The organism is Nonomuraea sp. C10 (assembly GCF_008017515.1).
Taxonomy (GTDB): Bacteria; Actinomycetota; Actinomycetes; order Streptosporangiales; family Streptosporangiaceae; genus Nonomuraea; species Nonomuraea ferruginea.
Genome location: NZ_VPFF01000003.1, coordinates 1,954,295 through 1,973,653, shown reverse-complemented (window position 1 = coordinate 1,973,653; position 19,359 = coordinate 1,954,295). Strand labels below are relative to the sequence as shown.

Annotated in this window: 24 protein-coding genes and 1 tRNA gene; 13 read left to right on the top strand and 12 right to left on the bottom strand. The window is 68.2% G+C overall.

Annotated elements, in window-relative coordinates; all coding sequences use genetic code 11:
- Positions 1-79 precede the first annotated feature (79 nt).
- A complete protein-coding gene (locus FR742_RS41250) occupies positions 80-1,219 on the top strand; it encodes a sensor histidine kinase (RefSeq protein ID WP_148036608.1) in 1,140 nt (379 codons plus the stop codon).
- A gap of 37 nt (positions 1,220-1,256) precedes the next feature.
- Positions 1,257-1,922, top strand: a complete 666-nt coding sequence (locus FR742_RS41245; protein WP_148036607.1) for a response regulator transcription factor — start codon at positions 1,257-1,259, stop codon at positions 1,920-1,922.
- A 7-nt stretch (positions 1,923-1,929) separates the two neighbouring features.
- Here FR742_RS41245 and FR742_RS41240 read toward each other — a convergent pair whose 3' ends face one another.
- On the bottom strand, positions 1,930-2,769 hold the full coding sequence (locus FR742_RS41240; protein ID WP_148036606.1) for a class I SAM-dependent methyltransferase: 840 nt from the start codon (positions 2,767-2,769) through the stop codon (positions 1,930-1,932).
- A gap of 134 nt (positions 2,770-2,903) precedes the next feature.
- Here FR742_RS41240 and FR742_RS41235 point away from each other — a divergent pair, with 134 nt between their 5' ends.
- Entirely contained in the window at positions 2,904-3,581 is a 678-nt protein-coding gene (locus tag FR742_RS41235; RefSeq protein WP_148036605.1) for a helix-turn-helix domain-containing protein, read from the top strand.
- Positions 3,582-3,600: 19 nt separating this feature from the next.
- Here FR742_RS41235 and FR742_RS41230 read toward each other — a convergent pair whose 3' ends face one another.
- Positions 3,601-3,849, bottom strand: a complete 249-nt coding sequence (locus tag FR742_RS41230; RefSeq protein WP_148036604.1) for an SHOCT domain-containing protein — start codon at positions 3,847-3,849, stop codon at positions 3,601-3,603.
- Between the two features lie 178 nt (positions 3,850-4,027).
- Here FR742_RS41230 and FR742_RS41225 point away from each other — a divergent pair, with 178 nt between their 5' ends.
- Together FR742_RS41225 and FR742_RS41220 are read left to right on the top strand one after the other, a co-directional pair.
- Entirely contained in the window at positions 4,028-4,213 is a 186-nt protein-coding gene (locus FR742_RS41225; RefSeq protein ID WP_187281603.1) for a hypothetical protein, read from the top strand.
- Entirely contained in the window at positions 4,201-4,494 is a 294-nt protein-coding gene (locus FR742_RS41220) for a DUF6204 family protein (RefSeq protein WP_187281602.1), read from the top strand. Before FR742_RS41225 ends, FR742_RS41220 begins: the two co-directional genes overlap by 13 nt.
- A gap of 194 nt (positions 4,495-4,688) precedes the next feature.
- Here FR742_RS41220 and FR742_RS41215 read toward each other — a convergent pair whose 3' ends face one another.
- On the bottom strand, positions 4,689-5,081 hold the full coding sequence (locus FR742_RS41215) for a type II toxin-antitoxin system VapC family toxin (protein ID WP_148036603.1): 393 nt from the start codon (positions 5,079-5,081) through the stop codon (positions 4,689-4,691).
- Positions 5,078-5,314, bottom strand: a complete 237-nt coding sequence (locus FR742_RS41210; RefSeq protein WP_148036602.1) for a hypothetical protein — start codon at positions 5,312-5,314, stop codon at positions 5,078-5,080. Before FR742_RS41210 ends, FR742_RS41215 begins: the two co-directional genes overlap by 4 nt.
- 270 nt (positions 5,315-5,584) lie before the next feature.
- Here FR742_RS41210 and FR742_RS41205 point away from each other — a divergent pair, with 270 nt between their 5' ends.
- Complete coding sequence (locus FR742_RS41205) at positions 5,585-6,058, top strand: hypothetical protein (protein ID WP_148036601.1); 474 nt, start codon at positions 5,585-5,587, stop codon at positions 6,056-6,058.
- On the opposite strand, the gene FR742_RS41200 is transcribed toward FR742_RS41205, so the two are convergent.
- The 3 genes from FR742_RS41200 to FR742_RS41190 all read right to left on the bottom strand — a co-directional run bounded on the left by FR742_RS41200 (position 6,039) and on the right by FR742_RS41190 (position 7,450).
- Positions 6,039-6,572, bottom strand: coding sequence for a hypothetical protein (locus FR742_RS41200; RefSeq protein ID WP_148036600.1), 534 nt, complete (start codon positions 6,570-6,572; stop codon positions 6,039-6,041). The genes FR742_RS41205 and FR742_RS41200 overlap by 20 nt on opposite strands.
- 175 nt (positions 6,573-6,747) lie before the next feature.
- Positions 6,748-7,050 carry a DUF6980 family protein gene (locus FR742_RS41195; protein ID WP_148036599.1) on the bottom strand — a complete coding sequence of 101 codons (303 nt, stop codon included), beginning with the start codon at positions 7,048-7,050 and terminating at the stop codon, positions 6,748-6,750.
- A 196-nt stretch (positions 7,051-7,246) separates the two neighbouring features.
- Positions 7,247-7,450, bottom strand: coding sequence for a hypothetical protein (locus tag FR742_RS41190; protein WP_148036598.1), 204 nt, complete (start codon positions 7,448-7,450; stop codon positions 7,247-7,249).
- A gap of 327 nt (positions 7,451-7,777) precedes the next feature.
- On the opposite strand from FR742_RS41190, the gene FR742_RS41185 reads away from it, so the two are divergent.
- Complete coding sequence (locus FR742_RS41185; RefSeq protein ID WP_222709282.1) at positions 7,778-8,383, top strand: hypothetical protein; 606 nt, start codon at positions 7,778-7,780, stop codon at positions 8,381-8,383.
- Between the two features lie 1,180 nt (positions 8,384-9,563).
- On the opposite strand, the gene FR742_RS41175 is transcribed toward FR742_RS41185, so the two are convergent.
- Positions 9,564-9,959, bottom strand: coding sequence for an SCO4402 family protein (locus tag FR742_RS41175; RefSeq protein ID WP_148036596.1), 396 nt, complete (start codon positions 9,957-9,959; stop codon positions 9,564-9,566).
- Positions 9,960-10,161: 202 nt separating this feature from the next.
- Between FR742_RS41175 and FR742_RS41170 the strand changes: the two genes are divergently transcribed.
- The gene (locus FR742_RS41170) at positions 10,162-10,575 is read left to right on the top strand and encodes a GNAT family N-acetyltransferase (RefSeq protein WP_148036595.1); all 414 of its coding nucleotides are present in this window, start codon (positions 10,162-10,164) and stop codon (positions 10,573-10,575) included.
- Between the two features lie 188 nt (positions 10,576-10,763).
- On the opposite strand, the gene FR742_RS41165 is transcribed toward FR742_RS41170, so the two are convergent.
- Positions 10,764-10,834 (bottom strand) — tRNA-Gly (locus tag FR742_RS41165).
- A gap of 103 nt (positions 10,835-10,937) precedes the next feature.
- On the opposite strand from FR742_RS41165, the gene dcd reads away from it, so the two are divergent.
- From dcd to FR742_RS41150, 3 genes are all read left to right on the top strand, one after another.
- Positions 10,938-11,513, top strand: a complete 576-nt coding sequence (gene dcd / locus FR742_RS41160; protein WP_148037269.1) for a dCTP deaminase — start codon at positions 10,938-10,940, stop codon at positions 11,511-11,513.
- Positions 11,514-11,671: 158 nt separating this feature from the next.
- Positions 11,672-12,289: a DUF47 domain-containing protein gene (locus FR742_RS41155; protein ID WP_148036594.1), complete on the top strand. Its 618-nt coding sequence runs from the start codon at positions 11,672-11,674 to the stop codon at positions 12,287-12,289.
- A 5-nt stretch (positions 12,290-12,294) separates the two neighbouring features.
- A complete protein-coding gene (locus FR742_RS41150; RefSeq protein WP_148036593.1) occupies positions 12,295-13,299 on the top strand; it encodes an inorganic phosphate transporter in 1,005 nt (334 codons plus the stop codon).
- On the opposite strand, the gene mshD is transcribed toward FR742_RS41150, so the two are convergent.
- On the bottom strand, positions 13,232-14,194 hold the full coding sequence (gene mshD, locus FR742_RS41145) for a mycothiol synthase (RefSeq protein WP_261809058.1): 963 nt from the start codon (positions 14,192-14,194) through the stop codon (positions 13,232-13,234). The two genes, FR742_RS41150 and mshD, sit on opposite strands and share 68 nt — an antisense overlap.
- Positions 14,195-14,302: 108 nt before the next feature.
- Between mshD and FR742_RS41140 the strand changes: the two genes are divergently transcribed.
- Both FR742_RS41140 and FR742_RS41135 read left to right on the top strand, forming a co-directional pair.
- A complete protein-coding gene (locus FR742_RS41140) occupies positions 14,303-16,090 on the top strand; it encodes a bifunctional UDP-sugar hydrolase/5'-nucleotidase (RefSeq protein ID WP_148036592.1) in 1,788 nt (595 codons plus the stop codon).
- 202 nt (positions 16,091-16,292) lie between these two features.
- Positions 16,293-17,270 (top strand): NAD-dependent epimerase/dehydratase family protein, encoded by a 978-nt coding sequence (locus FR742_RS41135; protein ID WP_148036591.1) that lies wholly within the window; start codon positions 16,293-16,295, stop codon positions 17,268-17,270.
- On the opposite strand, the gene FR742_RS41130 is transcribed toward FR742_RS41135, so the two are convergent.
- Positions 17,265-18,698 (bottom strand): MFS transporter, encoded by a 1,434-nt coding sequence (locus tag FR742_RS41130; protein ID WP_261809057.1) that lies wholly within the window; start codon positions 18,696-18,698, stop codon positions 17,265-17,267. The genes FR742_RS41135 and FR742_RS41130 overlap by 6 nt on opposite strands.
- The gene (locus FR742_RS41125; RefSeq protein ID WP_148036590.1) at positions 18,653-19,282 is read right to left on the bottom strand and encodes a TetR/AcrR family transcriptional regulator; all 630 of its coding nucleotides are present in this window, start codon (positions 19,280-19,282) and stop codon (positions 18,653-18,655) included. The genes FR742_RS41130 and FR742_RS41125 overlap by 46 nt, the downstream gene beginning before the upstream one ends.
- Between the last annotated feature and the right edge of the window lie 77 nt (positions 19,283-19,359).

Here is a 19,359-nt window from a genome sequence, read left to right as displayed (position 1 = left end):
CCACGGGTTGATTCCGCGGGACGCCGATCAACCCGTGGGTTGATGCCAGGCGGCGGGCGGTTCGCATACGCTCCCTGCCATGGGATGGCTCCGGGGCATGGGGCGGCGTGACCTCGTGACTGTCGCCGCGGGTCTCGCGCTGTTCGGGTTCGGCCTGGCCGAGCTCTACGTGCCGCTCGCCCCGTACGTCGAGGGCGACGGTCCCATCCCCACCGAGTTGTCCGGCGGCTGGATGGCCGTGCTGACCGTGCTGCTCGCCGGCTACTGCCTCGCGGTCGCCGCCTGCGGCACCTACCCACGGATCGCGGTGGTCCTGGCCGGGGTCTGCTTCGTCGCGCAGAGCCTCACGCCGCTCCTTCCCGAATCGCCGGTCACGCCGCTCGCGGCGTTGGTCGTCGTCTGCTTCGCGTGCGTCGCGGTGGGCGGCCGCCACGGGCCGGTGATCGCCGCCGTCTCCTACTTCCTCGCGGCCGGGATCGAGACCACGATCGCGGACGACCCCGACTGGGCCTTCATCGTCTTCGTCGCGCTCGCCGTCATGGGACCGGCCTACGCCGTACGCATGCGGCGTGCCGAGGCCGAACGCCTGGTCGCGCTCGCCGCCGAACGGGAGGCCGCCGCCCGCACCGACGAGCGGCTCCGGGTGGCCCGCGAGCTGCACGACATCGTCTCGCACGGCGTCGCCGTGATGGTGCTGCAGGCGGGAGCCGCCCAGGCCGTGCTCGACTCCGACGTCCGGCAGGCCCATGAGTCGCTGGACGCGGTGCAGGACGTCGGTCGTGACGTCGTCACCGAGTTGCGCCGCCTGCTCGTCGTCCTCCGGGCTGAGGGGAGTCTGGAGCGGCTGCCCTCGTTACGGCACCTCGATCCGCTCCTGAGCGGAGTCCGGGCCGCCGGCGTGCGGGTCGACGTCACCGCCGACGGCGACCTCGGCAGGGTTCCCGCGGCCGTCGACGTCAGCGGCTACCGGGTGCTGCAGGAGGCCCTCACCAACGTGGTCAAACACGCCCCGGGGGCCGCGGTCTCCGTCGCGATCGAGGTCGGACACACCGACCTGAGGATCCACGTCGTCGACGACGGCCCCCGGATCGTCCGCCGGAGCGACGGCAGCGGCCTCGGGGTGACGGGATCAGCGAGCGTGTCGAGCTCTTCGGAGGCACGGCCACCACCGGTCCGGGGAAGGGCGGCGGGTTCGAGGTGCGGGTGGAGCTGCCCTTGAGCGGAAGCTCCACGCCGTCGCGTACGGGAGCGTCGGTGTGACGCGCGTCCTCATCGCGGACGACGAGGTGCTCGTACGCACCGGCCTGCGGATGATCCTCGGCACCCAGCCCGGCATCGAGGTGGTCGCGGAGGCCGCGAACGGCGAGGAGGCGCTGAGGCTGACCGACCGGCACGAGCCGGACGTCGTGCTGATGGACATCCACATGCCGAGGCTCGACGGCGTGGCCGCGACGGAGCGGATCCTCGCGGACCGCCCCGACCGCCGCGTCGTCATGCTGACCACGTTCGACCTCGACGAGTACGTCTACCGGTCGTTACGCGCAGGCGCCTGCGGTTTCCTGCTCAAGACCACTCCGCCGAAGGAGCTGGCGGGCGCGCTGCACGCCGTCGTCCGTGGAGACACGCTGCTCTCACCCGAGATCACCCGCCGTCTGATCGACCACTACACCTCCTTGGCGCCACCGGTCAGCGCTCCTGGCCTGACCGACCTGACCGCCCGGGAGGCCGAGGTGCTGCGGTTGCTGGCTCGGGGGCTCTCCAACCGGGAGATCTCCGGTGAGCTGCATCTCGGCGAGGCGACCGTGAAGACGCACATCAACCGCATCTTCGCCAAACTCGGCGTGCGGGACCGCGTGCAGGCGGTGGTGCTCGCGTACGAGGTCGGCGTGGTGCTGCCCCGGCGCGCGGCGCGCGAGTGGTGAGGCGCCGTCAGGCGCGCTTGCGTGCTGTGAGGAGGAGATACTCCCATTCCATCACCGCTTTCTCCTCGCCGCGCAGATGGTCGCGGGCCAGCTCGGTGAGAGCGTGGTCCAGGGCGGCGACCCGTTCGGGGTCCCCGGCCATCCCCCGGTAGGCGGCGATGGTCGGGCCGTAGTTGGCCTTGAAGTAGTCGAGGAACGCGCCGGGGTGAGCGAACCGGTCGACCGTGACCATCTGCCGGCGCGCGACGACCTCGGTGACCGCGTCCCCGAGCAGCGCACGGACGTGGTCCTCGTCGCCCCACAGCGGAGGGGGTTGCGCGCCGGGCGGAGGCGGGGCCACGAACGGTTTCATCGTCGCGAACATCTGGCCGATGAACCCCTCCGGCGTCCAGTTGAGCAGGCCGATCGTGCCGCCCGGGCGGCAGACCCGGACCAGCTCGTCGGCACTGGCCTGGTGGTGGGGAGCGAACATGACCCCGACACAGGACACGACCGTGTCGAACTCGCCGTCCGCGAACGGCAGCGCCTCCGCGTCGGCCTGCCGCCACTCGACCTCCGCGCCGCGCCGCGCCGCCTGGGCCTGTCCGGCCTCCAGCAGTTCGGGGGTCAGGTCGCCGGCCACCACGCTCGCCCCGGCCAGCGCGGCGGGAATGGCGGCGTTGCCGGACCCGGCGGCCACGTCCAGCACCCGGTCCCCGGGCCCCACCCCGCAGGCCTTGGTCAGGATCGCGCCCAGGTCGGGGATGACCTCGGCGGCGACCGCGGCATAGTCGCCCTGCGCCCACATGGCGCGGTGCTTGGCCTTCAGGGCACGGTCGGCCTCTGTCGGGTCGCTCGGGACGGTCATCGCACTGCTCCCTCGTCGTGATCGGTGGACTGGAATCGACGGTAAGGAGGGGCGGATGCGCTATCTAGTACACGATCTGTACCGGCATCCGGCTGCCACTGGCATTCGTGGCGGCCGAATCTAGACTCCGGGACATGGGCTCCTCCTACCACCAGTTCTGTCCCGTGGCCAAGGCCGTCGAACTGCTCGACGAACGCTGGACCCTGCTCGTCATCCGGGAGCTGGTGTGCGGGACCGAGCGTTTCAACGAGCTGCGCCGCGGACTGCCGCGCATGTCCCCCACGCTGCTGTCCCGGCGGCTGCACCAGCTCACCCAGGCAGGCATCGTGGAGAGGCACGTCAAGGACAACGACGTGCGATACGTCCTGACCCAGGCCGGCCACGAGCTGCGCCCCGTGGTCGAGGCACTCGCCGCCTGGGGCATCCGCTGGATCGGAGAGCTGGGCGACGAGGACCTGGACCCGAAGCTGCTGCTGTGGGACATGCACCGCAACGTCGACCGAACCGCCGTTCCGGACGGGCGGACGGTCATCGAGTTCCGGTTCCCGGACGTGCCGTCCAACAGTCGCCGCTGGTGGCTCGTGATCACCAGTGACGAGGTCGACGTCTGCGACACGGACCCCGGCCACGCCGTGACGGTGACGGTGACCGCCGGTGTGCGCAGCATGGTCGAGGTCTGGCGCGGCAACCTGAGCTGGCCGGACGCCCTGCGCCTCCAGGCGGTCGAGGTGCAGGGTCCCGAGGCGCTACGCCGCGCCGTGCCCCGGTGGTTCACCCTCCCCGAGTGGGCCTCCGTGCCCCGTCCTGCCTAGCGCCGGTGTCGCGTGGAACTCATCTTCGCCCCTGCAGCAGTTCCAGACGACGCTTGTACTCGTCGACGTCGACCTCTCCTCGGGCGAGCCGCTCGGCGAGCACGTCCTCGGGCCGCAGCGATCCCTGCCGGTTCCACGGCATCCCCGTGTTCCGGGAGCCGCCGATGTAGCGGACCAGCGCCACAATCGCAGTGATGATCAGCGCCCAGATCAAGATCATGGTGATGCCCCCGACCAACCAGGAGCCGGCCCCGTAATCCCACATCATGTCCCCCGACCCTCCTCCCAGGAGGTTCTTCCCTTTCAACATGCCACGACGGCGAGGCTGATCGGTAGGGCCGTCGGCAGCACCCCTGCAGAAAAATCCAGTGGACTCCAAATATAGAGTCAGCTTAAAATTTCCCCACTCGCCGAGGAGATCGGCGCGTCCCCTACCGCCCCGCGTGGTGGCCTGGCAGATCGGCGCCCTGCACTCACTCGTGTACACGGAGATCGGCAGGCGGACGGCCATCGGGGAGGAGCCCGACACCATCGCCGCGGCCGTCCTCGGCATTCTCGAAGCCGCCGAGGAACTGCTCGGCGGCCACATCCTTACCTACGCCGTCAGAAAGGACCCACAGTGTTCAGAGTGATCATCTCCGGCAAGTTCGGCGATCTCGACGAGAACGGCCGCGCGGCCGTACTCGCCGCGTCCGAGGTGGGCTTCACCGAGCGGGGCGCCTTCACCCACGACGGCACCCTGTCCACTTTCACATTCCGCTGCCAGGTGCCGGCCGGGCCGGACGACGGCGAGCAGGACGCCACGCGGCGCGCCCTCGCGGCGCTCGACGCCTACGGTCAGGCGTACGACGTCCTGCGTGTCGCGGTGACCGACATGCGCGACATCAAGCTGCGCCGACGTCCGGGACGATGACCACTCGGCTTCCTGCTCACCAGCTGGTCGTACATGCACGCTGGTGGCAGAGTGCGTGGACCACGCGGCGGCGCGCCGGTGGTCGGTGCGGCGGACTGGTACGGCGCGGCAGGTGTGCGGCGATGCCCCGCGCGACGTCTCAGGTAACCACGGCCAGGAGCCTTGTCAGGAGATCCCGGTGGTGGAGAGATGCCTCAGGCAGGCATGTCGATGGTCAGTCCGGCTGCCTGGGCAGCATCGGCCAGTCGTTTGTCGTACGTGACGAATGAAGTGAGCTGGGAGCGGATGCGGAGAGCGGTCGCCAGGTGGATAGCGTCCAGGCTCCGTACGGTCACCGGTCTCACAGTTTGGGCCAGGATGCGAATGCCGGCGTCCAGTTCCACCAACTCGATCAGGTCGAGGACCAGGTGAAGTCGGGCGATGGCTTCTGGAGCGTAGCGTGCTAGCACCCGTGATGACTCGATCTCCAGCAGAACCGAACTCGTCCATCCAGTCTCCGCCCGTTCGTCGAGCCAGTCGCGCAATGCCTGCGACTCGGCCTCGGCGTGGACGAGTTTCACGACGGCGGCCGAGTCGAGATAGATCATCCGCGTTCATCCGCGCGGCTGTGGGCGATCTCCGCGGCGATGTCGATGCCGTCCGGTTCGCCGAGCGGCATACGCAGGACAGCGCGACGCATGGCGGCAGCGCGCTCCTTACGGAGGGCGGCTTCCAGCACAGCTTGACGGATAGCCGCCGAGCGCGAGCTGCCGTCATGGGTGAGGACATCCAGTGCGTGCTCGGTCTCCGAGTCGCTGCGGATGGTGATGGTCTCAGCCATGTCACCACAGTAAGACATCTTGTCTTACGGCGGCAAGCCCCGGCCTGTCTTCCCTCCACAGCGCACGCACGTCGCCTGGTACCCATGGCCCTGGCCTGCTCGGCTTGTCCCAGGTCGATGGCACGCGAGATGATCAGGCTTCCACCTCCAGCCCCCTGCCGTAGCTCATGTCCGGCGCGGCGATCGCCCCGGAGCCGGAGCGCCCCCGCCGGAGGCAAGAGTGACCGACGGCACTTCGCACTCGAAAGCGCTTCATGGTCCACTCGGGGGATGTCGGCGATCGTCACATCTATCATCGCGGTCACAGGGACCCTCTTAGGTTCACTGATGACTTACCTACTCCAGCGGCGTTCCATCGAAAGATCGGAACGGTTCGCTCGAACCGAGCGGCTTCGGGGTGAGCAGATCAAGATCTACAGCGACTTCGCGCGTATGGTTCTGGACTTCCGGAGAGCTCAACGGAGGGCCTGGGCTGAGCGAGCCAAGGACAAGAACAGCGAAGCCTTCCGTACGGCGGAGGATGAGGTCCTGCGCGCACGCGCGGCGGGGTGGACGGCTCTGTATCAGGTAGAGCTGATCACAGAGGATGTCGAGATCAGACGACTCGCGAACCGTGCCATGGAGTTGGCCGGGAGCATGAACAAGGCCGAATCCACGGATGCGGTGAAGGCCTTGACTCCGGAGGTCCGTGCGGCGGTGGAGAACTTCGTCCGTACAGCGGGCGTCATAGTGCGGAAGGTGTGAATACGTGGCTCGTGCGCGGGCGCTCACGAGAGTCTGACAGAGAGGGAACCGAGGCCCAGACCGGTATTCGCCACGGTCCGTAGGAAATGTCGACGTACTCCTTCATGACCGCATTCGTCGCCTGGTCCAGCCCGATGACCTCGGTGAGCTGAAAGGCGGTCTGGTCGGCGCCCCCGAAGTACAGGCGGGAGAAAAGCCCGGCGACCACCAGGGCGGCACCCCAGAAGGCGAGGCCGCCACCGACCCGCTGAGCCAGAGCGACGAAAGCGGGGAAGAGCAGCACCGCCCCCAGCGCGAAGAGCGCATAAGCGAGGGTGAGGAGGGCGGGTTCGGAGGTGTATGCAAGAAGTTGGCCGTAGGCGGCGAACGGCTGTGCCTCAGCCCATGTCTGCTGCTGAGGGGTGAGGGCGGTGACTGTGCTCAGGTAGCGGAGCAGATATCCGGCGCACATGATCACCGGACCCAGGATGAGTGTCACACCGCCGATCCACCGTCCGGGAAAGAGCGTTTTCACGGGAGCGAGCCTGTCAAAGGTGGGCGGGGCGATCACTCTGTCGATCGTGAATCAACATCCCTGACGAAAGTCAGGTCGTACATGCACGCTGCTGGCCGAGTGCGTGGGCTCGCTGTTCGAATTTCTATAGAAGAAGGCGGGCAGGCGAACCGTCGGCCTTCCCGAGAGCCGAGCGTCATGAGCGCAACCAGCGCCCGTCCCTGTACTCGGCGGGGATCTCGTCCGACCACGGGTCGATCCCGCGTTGCTCCAACTCCTCCAACCAGCGATCCCGCTGGGAAGCGGGTAGGCGGCTTCCACACCAGGGGCAGAAGGTGATGCCAATGGCCGAGGTTCCGCCGTCGTGGATGATCAGGCCGTACTCATCGAACCTGGCGTCTAACGTCACCAGGGCGTCCGGACACTCGAACGGATCTTCATGACGGTCACAGCGCCACGCCACCTGGTGGGCCATCGCATCACAGCAGTACTCGCTCATGCGGATAAGGCTCTCGCAGACGGAGACCAGCACGGAACTCGACCAGACCCGTGAGACGGACTGCCACCAGCAGGCATAACCGTCCACGGTCCCAACACGCGGATCGGCGATCATCCTGGAGCCGGCGTGCCGCCGCCGGACGCGGGATTTCTGGCCAATTACCTACATGAGCTAGAGGACTCTTGTTCGGTCTAGTTCAAAGCCCGTTTCTGCGGCGCTCCTGCTCCCTGTACTCAGCCCGAACAAGGGCCAGCCTGTGCCTTAACGCCTTTTCTTCCTGTTTCGTCAACCTACGCCTGGCCAGTTGTCGGGCTCGGGTCTTGACCTTGGCGATGTCGATTCCACGACCGCCCGCCGGCGGCACCATGGGCTCGTCGTCGGGCTCGCTCCTGATCGACATGTTGCGAGCATGGTCGAGGTCGTACCGTAATTTCGAGATCTCGCACTCCTTGCACGGTCCCATATCGGCGCGACTGCCACATGGTCCCCGCATGAGCCGTGGAGATCACGTGGAGTTAGTGGTCATTTAAACCGATCCAACCGCAATGCCGCAATGGCTTATGGACGGATCCGTCGACCTATGCCCAAGTATCTGACGAAGAGCCTCGCGCGACCCTGGACGGTCAGGCTCAGCGGGAGCACGCGACCCGCTTCGTCGATGCCCTTCGTTACGAGCCGTGTTCGCTCCGAATCCCTCGGTCGACCTGGGCTTTCACGTTGAGAGCGGGTGACGGGAATCGAACCCGGCACGGGTGCCGGCGCCCACAGTCGGCGCAACAGCTTGCGCGAAAGGGCTTGGCTTCCCGACATCGACTCCTGGCATGATCGCCAAATGTTCGACTTCGGGATCAGTGGATACAGGCCCGCATGGTTGAGCGGGAGTTCGGCGGTCGCCACCACTCATGGTGGGAGACTCGCCATGCTGGAAGGGCGGAGGCTGACCCGAGCCCTGCTCGTGTGGGACCTCGACGAAGATGTCTGGTTCCCCGATGGCTTGGTCCTGCTGGACTTCGAGGGCGAGCAGGCCGAGATCGTCCACCAGAAGTTCGATGAGATCTCGATCACGTGGAACACGGTCGATCCGGCTCAGCCGCTGGATTGGGCGGGGACAGAATTCCGGCTGGCATGGCGAGCTGGCGTGCCTGACGAGCTGGCGAGCCTGCAGGGACAGAGACTGAAAGCCGTGGAGCTTCTCGAGTGGAAGGGTGACGACATGGCGCAAGGGATGGTCGCTGTCGGATTCCTCTTCCCTCACGACCGTCTGACGATCTACAACGCTCTCGATGAGAACGGCATGGAGTTCGGAGATCCTGATCAGCGGTACACCCGCTAGAGGCTCAGCGATCACCAGCCACAATCCCGGAGATCGACAGAGAGCCTGTCGGATGTCATTCGGCGGTGAGCTCGGTCGCGTCCTGCGCGGTCGTGACGCTGACCTCCTGGTGGTCATCCCGGAGCCGGAGCGCCCCTGCCGGAGGCCTAACGCGTCTGGTGGCAGGTCAACGGGTGATTGTCTTGCAGAGAACAATGTTCCGTACTCTGGCCGCTCCAGGCCAGGGCGGCACTACGGGCGTGGAGGTGTCGCCGGTGTGAAGCCGGTTCCCTTCCATGCTGCGTTCAGCTCCGTAAGGGTGGCAGGCGGCCTCGTATTCCGTATTAGAGACCCAGGAGTCGATGGGGGCGGATGCACCGGTGACCATCAAGGTCAATAGAGCTGCGGGAGCAGCGAGAGTGCGTATAGCCCATCTGGTCATGCGGGTTCAGCCTTCCGGAAGTTCAGCTATCTGATCACGACGGAGCGGCTGCGCGGCAAATCGGGCGGCGGCGTGCTGGTGGTCGGCGCGATGGTTTGGTGCGGCGGGCGCGCGCTGCGGCGACGGCCCGGGCCGCTGCCGACCTGGGCTCTCACATCGAGAGCGGGGGACGGAGATCGAACCCGCGCTGTCAGCTTGGGAACTGCACGGATCAGCGCACGTGAGGGCTCTGAGCTGGGCGGAAACCCGGTCGCGAGTGACCGTGATTGACCCCTCGTCACCCTGGCTAATTGCCCGACGATCAGCCTGCGACCTGGGGTTTCACGCCTCGTACGGATCATACAGAGCGATGGCGTCCCGTGCAGGAATCCCCCGACGGCCCGCTACCTGGAGGCGTTCCCTGACCTGTCGGGGCGTCCGCGGCCGAAAGCCCGGACCCTTGCAACCGCACGAGTGGAAGTCCAAGCCGGCGTACAGGACGGCGCCCAACGCTCGCCAAGCCGGACTGTCACGCCGACGTGGCGCAGCGAAGTCTCGCCCCGCGTCAATCATGTGCTCCTGGCAGCGATTACAGAGCTGGGGTCGCTGCTCCGGGCGTCGCTTGGTAGTCACACGGCAAGGCAAACACACGTAGTGGACCTTGTAGGTGTCCGCGCTATACCGGCACATGCCGCCAGGCTACGTGAGTATCGGCGCACTGCGCGCACGTCGGCTGCCTGCCTGACACTCCTATGTACAAGGGCGTTGCGCGAAGTTCCATCACGACCTTGGTGTGCCGGAGGACAAGGCGAGGTAGGCGACGCCGGCCGAGTTCAGGACGTTGATCCACTCAGGATGGTCGAGGTAGGCGTTGTCTGGAGCGGTAGGGCCGAGGTCATCGAGGACGCGCAAGAGGGCGTCCACCACCATCTGGACGAGGTCGGCTTCTCGCTGATCAACGAAAAGGTGGGGGATCAGTGCTCGTGCGCCGTTTTGGTCGATGAAGGTGTCGTCGATGAGCCAGTGCACGGCAGCAGTGAGATCCGGCAATCCCTTCCCGGATCGCCAGTGTTGGTCCTGATAGTCGCGGTCACCTAAGGCTCGTAGTGCATGGAGCACGTCTTCGCGTCGCTCTGGCCGCCGAACCCGCTGTTCGCCCAGATGTCCTTCCTCCACGGGAGCCAAGCTACTTGGGACTTGTCGATGTCCCGTCGTTGTGGGCGTGGTGGTCGGCGGTGAGGGCCCCGTAGATCACATCTGACAGGTGCCGTTTCGGGACGCGGAAGCTGCCTTCGCACTGAGATCATCCCGTCGGCCCGCGAGAGCATCCCGGAGCCGGAGAGCCTGCGCCAGAGGCATCCATGGCACCCTGCACAGCATGGTGACGAGCAACCAAGCCTCAGAGAACCAAGTCAGGTTGGAGGTGCGGCCCGCGCTCGGGGACGTGGAGCTGAACGAGTTGTTCGGGGCGTCGTGGCCTGATCATCGTCCTGCCTCGTTCTCGGGGATGCTGGCCCACAGTCTCTGCTGGGTGGCCGCATACCGTGAGTGGGCGCTGGTGGGCTTCGTCAACGTGGCCACCGATGGTGGTATCCATGCCTTCATCCTCGACACCACCGTGCACCCCCGAGTTCGTCGACAGGGAGTGGGCGTGCGATTGGTGCAGCGTGCTGCTCAGGAAGCACGCTCACGTGGTGCCAGGTGGTTGCACGTCGACTATGAGCCACACCTCGAAGAGTTCTATGCGCGATGCGGGTTCCGCCCAACTGCTGCCGGGCTCATGCAACTTTGATCATTAGCGCCGTGAGGGAGGCGCGGGCGTACGCGAGAACGATCTGCCAGGCAACAGCAACCGCGCCCTGAGACGAGAAGCCGAGAGACGAGGGTGGCACGCGGGGGGCTCGGGGGGTCGTCCCCCCGACCAACACAAGAGCCCCGCGAAGCCGACCCGAAGGGACGGCGAGCAGGGCTCTCCGAGAGAGCGGGTGACGGGAATCGAACCCGCGCTGTCAGCTTGGGAAGCTGATGTTCTGCCATTGAACTACACCCGCGTCGCGGCCCGAAGCCGCGACCAACACTCTAGCGGAAAGCCGACCCACTTGACCAAGCAGAGCCGTCTGACTTCGCCAGGACACACCGGGTAGGTTGCTCATCGTGCTGCTATCTGATCGCGACATCCTTGCCGAGATCGACGCCGGCCGCCTGGCGCTGAGCCCGTTCCACCGGGACATGGTCCAGCCGTCCAGCATCGACGTCCGGCTTGACCGCTTTTTCCGGGTGTTTGAGAACCACAGGTATCCGCACATCGATCCCTCGATGGAGCAGCCGGATCTGACGCGGCTGGTCGAGCCTGACGGGGACGAGCCGTTCATCCTGCATCCGGGCGAGTTCGTGCTCGCCTCGACATACGAAGTGATCACGTTGCCCGACGATCTGGCTTCCAGGCTGGAGGGCAAGAGTTCGCTGGGGCGGCTCGGGTTGCTGACGCACTCGACGGCCGGGTTCATCGATCCGGGGTTCACCGGTCACGTCACGCTTGAGCTGTCCAATGTGGCCACGTTGCCGATCAAGTTGTGGCCGGGGATGAAGATCGGGCAGTTGTGTGTGTTCCGGTTGAGTTCGCCGGCGGAGTTCCCGTACGGGTCGGAGAGGTACGGGTCGCGCTACCAAGGGCAGCGCGGGCCGACGCCGTCGCGGTCGTTCCAGAGCTTTCACCGCACAGAGGTGTAGTACCCGGCTGCGCGGCTATGGGGCGTTGGAAGTACTCTTGCCCCGGTGTCGTACAGCATACGGAGGGTAGCGCCTAGGAGAAGGGGACATGAAGTTCGCATTTCACCTGGTAAGCCTTACCCTTTCCACGGACCATCCCCGCACATCTGGAGAACGACGTGCGCCTGCGGCTCACGCCACGTGAGGACAGCTACTATGACCTGTTCGCCGACTCGGCGAACAACCTGGTCACCGCATCACGCTTGCTCGTAGAGATCATCAGCGACGGATCGGATCGGGAGTCCCTGGCCGAGAAGATGCGGGCCTGCGAGCACGCCGGCGACGAACGCACCCATGCGATCATGAACCGGCTCAACGAGAGTTTCATCACTCCGTTCGACCGCGAGGACATCTACCGTCTCGCTTCCAACCTCGACGATGTGATGGACGCCATGGAAGCGGCGTCCGACCTCATCGTGCTCTACCAGATCGACCATCTCCCCAAAGACGTGGTCCGTCAGGTCGAGGTGCTGGAGCGGGCGGCGGAGCTCACGGCGGAGGCGATGCCCCGACTGCGGTCGATGAAGAACCTCAACGAGTACTGGATCGAGGTCAACCGCCTGGAGAACCAGGGCGACCAGATCTACCGCCGGCTGCTGGCCAAGCTGTTCGGCGGTGAGTACGACGCGCTCACGGTCATGAAGATGAAGGAGGTCATCGACGCCCTCGAAGAGGCGGCCGATGCCTTCGAGCACGTCGCCAACACCGTCGAATCCATCGCGGTCAAGGAAAGCTAGGGCCGGTGGACCTCACGCTCGCCCTAGTCATCGGCGTGGTCGTGATCGCGCTGATCTTCGACTACACCAATGGCTTCCACGACGCGGCGAACGCCATCGCCACGTCCGTCTCCACCCGCGCGCTGACCCCCAGGGCGGCGCTGTTCATGGCCGCGGCGATGAACTTCATCGGCGCCCACCTGGGAACGCAGGTCGCCCAGACGGTCGGCAAAGGGATCATTGACGCACCTCAGGGCTCTCACGGCCTGGTGATCGTGGCGGCGGGCCTGATCGGCGCCATCACCTGGAACATGATCACCTGGTATTTCGGTCTTCCTTCCTCCTCCAGTCACGCGCTCATCGGCGGCCTGATCGGCTCGGCGCTCGCGTCCGCCAGCGTGGTCCACTGGGACGGCGTGGTGGAGAAGGTCGTCATCCCCATGATCCTGTCGCCGCTCGTGGGTTTCACGCTCGCGGCGTCGATCATGATCGCAATCTACTGGATCTTCCGCAACGCGCAACCCGGCAAGGCGAACCGCGGGTTCCGCTACGCGCAGACGGTCTCGGCCGCGGCGATGGCGCTCGGCCACGGATTGCAGGACGCTCAGAAGACCATGGGCGTCATCTTCCTGTCGCTGGTGGTCGGCGGCTACGTGGCGCCGACCGACGACATCCCCCAGTGGGTCATCCTGGCCGCCGCCGCGGCGATCTCGCTGGGCACGTACGCGGGCGGCTGGCGCATCATGCGCACGCTGGGCCGTCGCATCATCGCGCTCGACCCGCCGCAGGGTTTCGCCGCCGAGGCGGCGGCGTCCACGGTCCTGTACGGTGCCGCGATCGGGTTCGGGGCGCCGATCTCGACCACGCACACGATCACCTCGGCGATCATGGGCGTGGGCTCGACCAAGCGGCTGTCGGCCGTGCGGTGGGGGGTGGCGGGCAACATCGTGACCGCCTGGGTCCTTACGATCCCGGCTGCGGCTCTGGTCGCGGCGCTGTCGTACTTCGCGCTTCACTGGGCGGTGGAGTAGCGGCGTACATGACGTCGACGTCCCAGCGGGCGAACCCGAGCGACTCGTACAGGCGGATGGCCGCCGTGTTGGTCTCGTCCACGTAGAGCATGGCCTGGGCGAGGCCGCGCGAGCGCAGGTGGGCCAGGCCGGTCAGGGTGAGTGACCGGCCCAGGCCGGTGCCCTGCTGGGACGGGTCCACGCCGACCACGTAGACCTCGCCGAGCGGCTCGTGGCCGTGCTCGTCGGAGCCGTGGATCTTCGTCCAGTGGAAGCCGACGAGCCGGTCGCCGCGGAAGGCGAGGAAGAACCCCTCGGGGTCGAACCACGGCTCGCGCTCGCGTCGCAGCAGGTCGTCGAGCTCCCAGGCGCCCTGCTCGGGGTGCTGGGCGAAGGAGGCGGCGTTCACCTTGAGCCACGCCTCCTCGTCCCTGCCGGGCACGAACGTGCGGACCGTGACGCCTTCGGGCACGGTGGCGTCGGCGATCGGGGCGTACAGGGAGCGGCGCATCTGCCACAGCGACCGGGCGCGCACGAAGCCCAGCGACGCGGCCAGCGCCTCCGCGCCGGGGTGGCCGCCGTGCGCCCACAGCCGCAGCCTGCCGCCGGTCAGGTCGAGCACGGCGCGCAGCAGCTCCTTGCCGTGGCCGCGGCCCCGGTGCGCGGGGTGGACGACCAGCTCGCCGCTGGGGCCCTCCACCTCGTCGGTGGGGTCGACGTGGGCGTATCCGACGAGCTCGTCCGCGTAGAGCAGCAGCGAGCGGGCGCGGGGGTCGCCGCCGTAGCGCAGATGCAGCATCACGTGCTCGTTGAGCGGGCGGACGCGGTCGGCTTCCGTGGCCGCTTCCACGACACTCAAGACATCGGCGATTTCTTGGTCGTCCAGCCGTTCTCTGATCCTCACGTGCGTACTCACAGCTCGAACTCTAGGCGTACAACTGGCAAATACCGCCAGCCGGGGCCCCGATGAATCGTTACCTTTGCGACATTGGCTGCACGGATTGTCGCCGTAACGTCATGGGCCATGACGTCCCGTTCCTTCCTCCGGCTGGCGCTGGCCGGAGCGGTCGCCTCAGGCGGACTCCTGCTCGCCGGTCTCCCGGCAGACGCGAGTAAAACCCACAAGCCGCGTACGGTCCCCGTCCGGCTGCTCGCACTGAACGACTTCCACGGCCACCTGGAACCTCCGACCGGGTCCTCCGGCCGGATGGTCGACGAGCACGGCAACACCGTCGACGCGGGCGGCGCCGCGTACGTCGCCACGCACATGAAGGCGCTGGCCGACAGGAACACGATCGCCGTGGCGCAGGGCGACCTCATCGGCGCCACCCCGCTCATCTCGGCCGCCTACCACGACGAGCCGACGGTCGAGCTGATGGGCAAGCTCGGGCTCAAGGTGGCCGCGGTCGGCAACCACGAGTTCGACGAGGGCTACGACGAGCTGCGGCGGATCATGAAGGGCGGCTGCCACCCGGTGGACGGCTGCTCCCCCGCCGGCAAATGGAAGGGCGCCGCCTTCGACTACGTGGGCGCGAACGTGCTCTTCAAGAACCGGCACGAGCGCACCGACGCGCTGTCGGCGCTCGGCAACAGCCCGCAGATCAAGAAGCTGATGGCCGACTGGGGCGTGCCCGCGCTGCCCCCGGTCAGCGTCAAGTGGATGAACGGGGTGCCGATCGGCTTCATCGGCCTGGTCACGCAGACCACGCCGACGATCGTCACCTCCGAGGGCATCAAGAACATCAAGTTCGTGGACGAGGTCAAGGCCGCGAACGTGGCGTCCAAGCTGCTCACGCTGGTGGGCGTGAAGGCCCAGGTCGTGCTCGTGCACGAGGGCGACCAGGTGACGCCGAGCCAGTCGCCGGACGCGTGCAGCGCGGTCCCCGGCGCGGGCAACCGGATCGCCACCCAGGTCGACGCCGAGATCGACCTCGTGCTCAGCGGCCACTCGCACCAGGCGTACCTGTGCACGGTCAAGGACCCGCGGGGCCGTGACCGGCTGTTCTCGCAGGGCGGCTCGTTCGGCCGCGTCATCACCCAGGTGGACCTCCAGGTCGACACCCGCACCCGCGACATCGACCGGGCCTCCACCGTGGCAGACAACCACGTCGTGACCCGCACGGTCGCCCCGGACCCGGAGATCACCGCGTTCGTGCAGACGTGGAAGGACCGCGTGTCCGGGGTGGCCAACCGGCCCGTCGGCACGATCACCGCGGACATCCCGAACGTCGCGGTCGCGTCCGGAGAGTCGCCGCTCGGCAACCTGATCGCCGACGCCCAGCTGGCGGCCACCAGGACCGGCGGCAACGCGCAGATCGCGTTCATGAACCCGGGCGGCGTGCGCGCGTCGCTCAGCTACGCGGGCTCGCCGGCCGGTGAGGGCGACGGGGTCGTCACGTACGGCGAGGCGTTCACGGTCCAGCCGTTCAACAACCTGATGCAGGTGGTGACGCTGACCGGGGCGCAGCTGAAGACGCTGCTGGAGCAGCAGTTCACCGGCGGCCCGAACAACCAGCCGTTCAACCGCATCCTGCAGCCGTCGGCGAACCTGACCTACACCTACAGCCAGAGCGCGCCGTGGGGCGGCAAGGTCTCGAACATCATGATCGACGGCCAGCCGGTGACCGACGCCCAGACCATCCGGGTGGCGGCGAACAACTTCCTGGTGGGCGGCGGTGACGCCTTCCCGGTGTTCACCGAGGGCACCGACCTGTGGAGCGGCCCGCTCGACATCGACGCCTTCGTCGACTACCTGGGCCAGAACAACCCGATCGCGCCTCCGGCCACGAACCGGATCACCGTGACCGGCTGACACCCGGACATGAAAGAGCCCGCTTCCCGTCACTGACGCCCCTGAAACCCACGGGAAGCGGGCCCTCGTCCCTTGATGCGACAACCTCCGAGCCGCCTCTGCCCGGCGGCGACGGGTCTAATCATCGAGTTCCGCTCTGAGCGATTCCGCTGTCGGCTTGGCGGGGTTACGTGCGGCCCGACTCCGGCGGCACAGTGAGCGGATGAGACTTCTGGTACTGGGCGGGACCGACTTCGTCGGCCGGGCCTTCGCGACGGAGGCGCTGGCCCTCGGCCACGACGTGACCGTGCTCAACCGGGGCACGCACGAACCACCCGCCGGGGTGACCTCGCTGCGCGGCGACCGCACGCGGCCCGACGGGCTCGACGCGCTGGCCGACGGCGAGTGGGACGTGGTCGCCGACACCTGGTCGTGGGCACCGTCGGTGGTGCGCGACGCCGCCTCGCTGCTCGCCGGCCGGGCCGGTCACTACGTGTACGTGTCCAGCCGGTCCGTCTACGCCCCGCCCGTCCCGTACGGAGCCGACGAGAGCGCGCCGGTCGTCGAGGGGTCGCCCGACGGCGGCGAGGGCGGATACGCGGAGATGAAGGCGGGCGGCGAGCTCGCCGCGACCGCGGCGTTCGGCGACCGGGCGCTGCTCGCCCGCGCCGGGCTGATCATCGGCCCGCACGAGAACATCGGGCGGCTGCCGTGGTGGTTGTCCAGGATCGCGCGGGGCGGACCGGTGCTCGCGCCCGAGCCCGCCGGCCTCGGCCTGCAGTGCGTGGACGCCCGCGACCTGGCCAGGTGGTGCCTCGAAGCCGCGCTCGACGGGGTCGGCGGCGCCTTCAACGTGGTGAGCCCGCCGGGGTTCGTCACCATGCGGGAGCTGCTGGAGACCTGTGTGCGGGTCACCGGGTCGGACGCGGAGCTGCGCTGGACGAGCGAGGAGGCGATCCTGGCGGCCGGGGTGCAGCCGTGGACCGACCTGCCCATCTGGCTGACCGGCGAGGGCCACGCGTTCGTGCACGGCGGCGACGTGTCCAGGGCGGTGGCGGCGGGCCTGCGGTGCCGGCCGGTCGAGGAGACCGTGGCCGACACCTGGGCCTGGCTCAGGAGCATCGGCGGGCAGGCGCCCGTGCGGCCCGACATGCCCGCCGTCGGCCTCGACCCGGACGTGGAGGCCGCGCTGCTCTCATGACCGGCGCAGCAGGTCGTAGAGCGCCGCGGCGAGCCCCGCGCAGACGAACAGCACGACGACCATGAGGCCGTGCCTGAAGGCGACCGGCCAGCCCTGGCCGAGCAGGCCGAAGAAGACCGAGCCGGCGGCCGCGATGCCGATGGCCGAGCCGAGCCGCTGACCGGTCTGCAGCACGCCCGCCGCGCTGCCGCCGCCCGCCGGCGGCACCTGCGACAGCGTGACCGCCTGGTTGGGCGCGATGGTCAGGCCGCTGCCGACGCCCGCGACGAGCAGCGGCAGCGCGGTCGCGAGGGCCACGTCCCGGCCGGGCACGACCAGGGTGGCGGCCATGGTCGCCAGCAGTCCGGCGACCACCGTGACCAGCCCGGCGACGACCACGCGGCGGCCCGCGCGGTTCACCAGCCGGCCGCCGACCACCGCCGCCCCGGCCGAGCCGACCGCGAACGGGGTGATCGCCAGACCGGCGAGCAGCGGGCTGTAGTGCAGGCCCGCCTGCAGGTAGAGGGTGAAGATGAAGAAGATGCCGGTGAACCCGGCGAAGTACAGCAGCGCGATCGCCGTACCGAGACCGTAGGAGCGCAGCCTGAACAGCGACAGGTCCACCAGCGGCTCCCCGCGGTAGCGCCGCTCCCAGGCGACGAAGCCCGCCAGCAGGGCCAGCGACGCCGGGACCAGCAGCCACTTGCCCGCGCCCGGCCACTGGTGCTGCTGGATGAACGGCAGCAGCAGCACCGTCACGGCCACCCCGAGCAGCAGCACCCCGACGGGATCCATGCTCTCCCGGCGGCCGGTCCGCTCCGGCGGCGGCAGCAGCCGGCGCGCCAGCGGCACCAGGACCAGCCCGATAGGCACGTTCACCAGGAACACCAGCCGCCAGCCCTGGTCGGCGCCGAAGGCGGAGACCAGGGCACCGCCGATGAGCGGCCCCGCCGCGGTCGAGACGCCGATGGTGGCGCCGAGCGCGCCGAACGCCCGGCCCCGCTCCGCGCCCCGGAACATCTGCTGGATGAGCCCCGACACCTGCGGGTTGATCATCCCGGCGGCCAGGCCCTGCAGCAGCCGGGACACGATCAGCACCGGCATGGTGGGGGCGAACCCGCACGCGGCGCTGGCGAGCGTGAACAGCGCCACCCCCCACATGAAGACCGTCCGCCGGCTGCGCGCGTCACCCAGCCGGCCCGCCGGCACCAGGAGCAGGCCGAAAGTTAGGGCGTAACCGGACAGGATCCACTGCAGGCCCGCCTCCGACGCGTGCAGGCCCTCCCGGATCGAGGGCAGGGCGACGTTGACGATGCTCACGTCGAGCCCGGCCATGAACGCGGCCGTCAGGCAGACGGCCAGCGCGTGCTTGCGGGTGTCCGCCACGTGCTCCCCCGGTTCGGTCAGCAGCCCCGGAGCAGCGAGCGGGAGAGCGTCTCGTACACCCACGACTCCCACTCGGCCGGCGACCAGCGCCGCTGTTCGGTCAGCAGCTGGTACGTCTCCGGGCTCACCAGCGCGTAGACCAGATCTCCTGCCCTTTCCGACGACATGCCATCCCTCAGGCCGCCGATCTCCGCCAGGTGGCGGGCGAGCGCCAGGTGGTCGGCGTGGCGCTGGCGCTGGTTGGTCTCCCAGGTGACGGCCATCTCGGGGTCGGCGCCGGCGGCGTCGCGCAGGACGCGCATCAGCGGCGCCACGCGTTCGAAGATCATCCGGGCGTTGCCCACCCAGATCCGCAGCGACCCGGCGGGGTCGGGCTCCCCCGTGGCCTGGAGGGCCCACGGTCGCTCGATCAGCGGCACCGGCTCGTCGTCGCCGGCCGTCAGCACGTCGAGGCCCTCGGCGAGGACGCCGCGCTTGTTGCCGAAGTGGAAGTAGACCGTCTGGACGGCCACCCCGGCGCGGTCGGCGATCTGCTCCAGCGTCGTCGCGGCGTAGCCCTGGCCGACGAAGAGCCGCAACGCCTCCTCGACGATCCGGCGCCGGGTGGTTCTGCGCTGCTCCGCCCGCCGGCTCTTGACGCGGTCCACGAGCCTGAGCGTACTCTGGTGCCTCGATTCGCTAGAGCGGACTCTAGTCACGGTGTCGGACGCCCTGCTCGAGGGGG

Bases quoted from the DNA above. Each gene is read 5' to 3' on its own strand.
- FR742_RS41135 (WP_148036591.1), top strand. From the start codon at position 16,293: ATGAGACTTCTGGTACTGGGCGGGACCGACTTCGTCGGCCGGGCCTTC.
- FR742_RS41235 (WP_148036605.1), top strand. From the start codon at position 2,904: ATGGGCTCCTCCTACCACCAGTTCTGTCCCGTGGCCAAGGCCGTCGAA.
- FR742_RS41210 (WP_148036602.1), bottom strand. From the start codon at position 5,314: ATGGCTGAGACCATCACCATCCGCAGCGACTCGGAGACCGAGCACGCA.
- FR742_RS41205 (WP_148036601.1), top strand. From the start codon at position 5,585: ATGTCGGCGATCGTCACATCTATCATCGCGGTCACAGGGACCCTCTTA.
- FR742_RS41140 (WP_148036592.1), top strand. From the start codon at position 14,303: ATGACGTCCCGTTCCTTCCTCCGGCTGGCGCTGGCCGGAGCGGTCGCC.
- FR742_RS41215 (WP_148036603.1), bottom strand. From the start codon at position 5,081: ATGATCTATCTCGACTCGGCCGCCGTCGTGAAACTCGTCCACGCCGAG.
- FR742_RS41230 (WP_148036604.1), bottom strand. From the start codon at position 3,849: ATGATGTGGGATTACGGGGCCGGCTCCTGGTTGGTCGGGGGCATCACC.
- FR742_RS41170 (WP_148036595.1), top strand. From the start codon at position 10,162: ATGGTGACGAGCAACCAAGCCTCAGAGAACCAAGTCAGGTTGGAGGTG.
- FR742_RS41190 (WP_148036598.1), bottom strand. From the start codon at position 7,450: ATGTCGATCAGGAGCGAGCCCGACGACGAGCCCATGGTGCCGCCGGCG.
- FR742_RS41250 (WP_148036608.1), top strand. From the start codon at position 80: ATGGGATGGCTCCGGGGCATGGGGCGGCGTGACCTCGTGACTGTCGCC.
- FR742_RS41195 (WP_148036599.1), bottom strand. From the start codon at position 7,050: ATGAGCGAGTACTGCTGTGATGCGATGGCCCACCAGGTGGCGTGGCGC.
- FR742_RS41240 (WP_148036606.1), bottom strand. From the start codon at position 2,769: ATGACCGTCCCGAGCGACCCGACAGAGGCCGACCGTGCCCTGAAGGCC.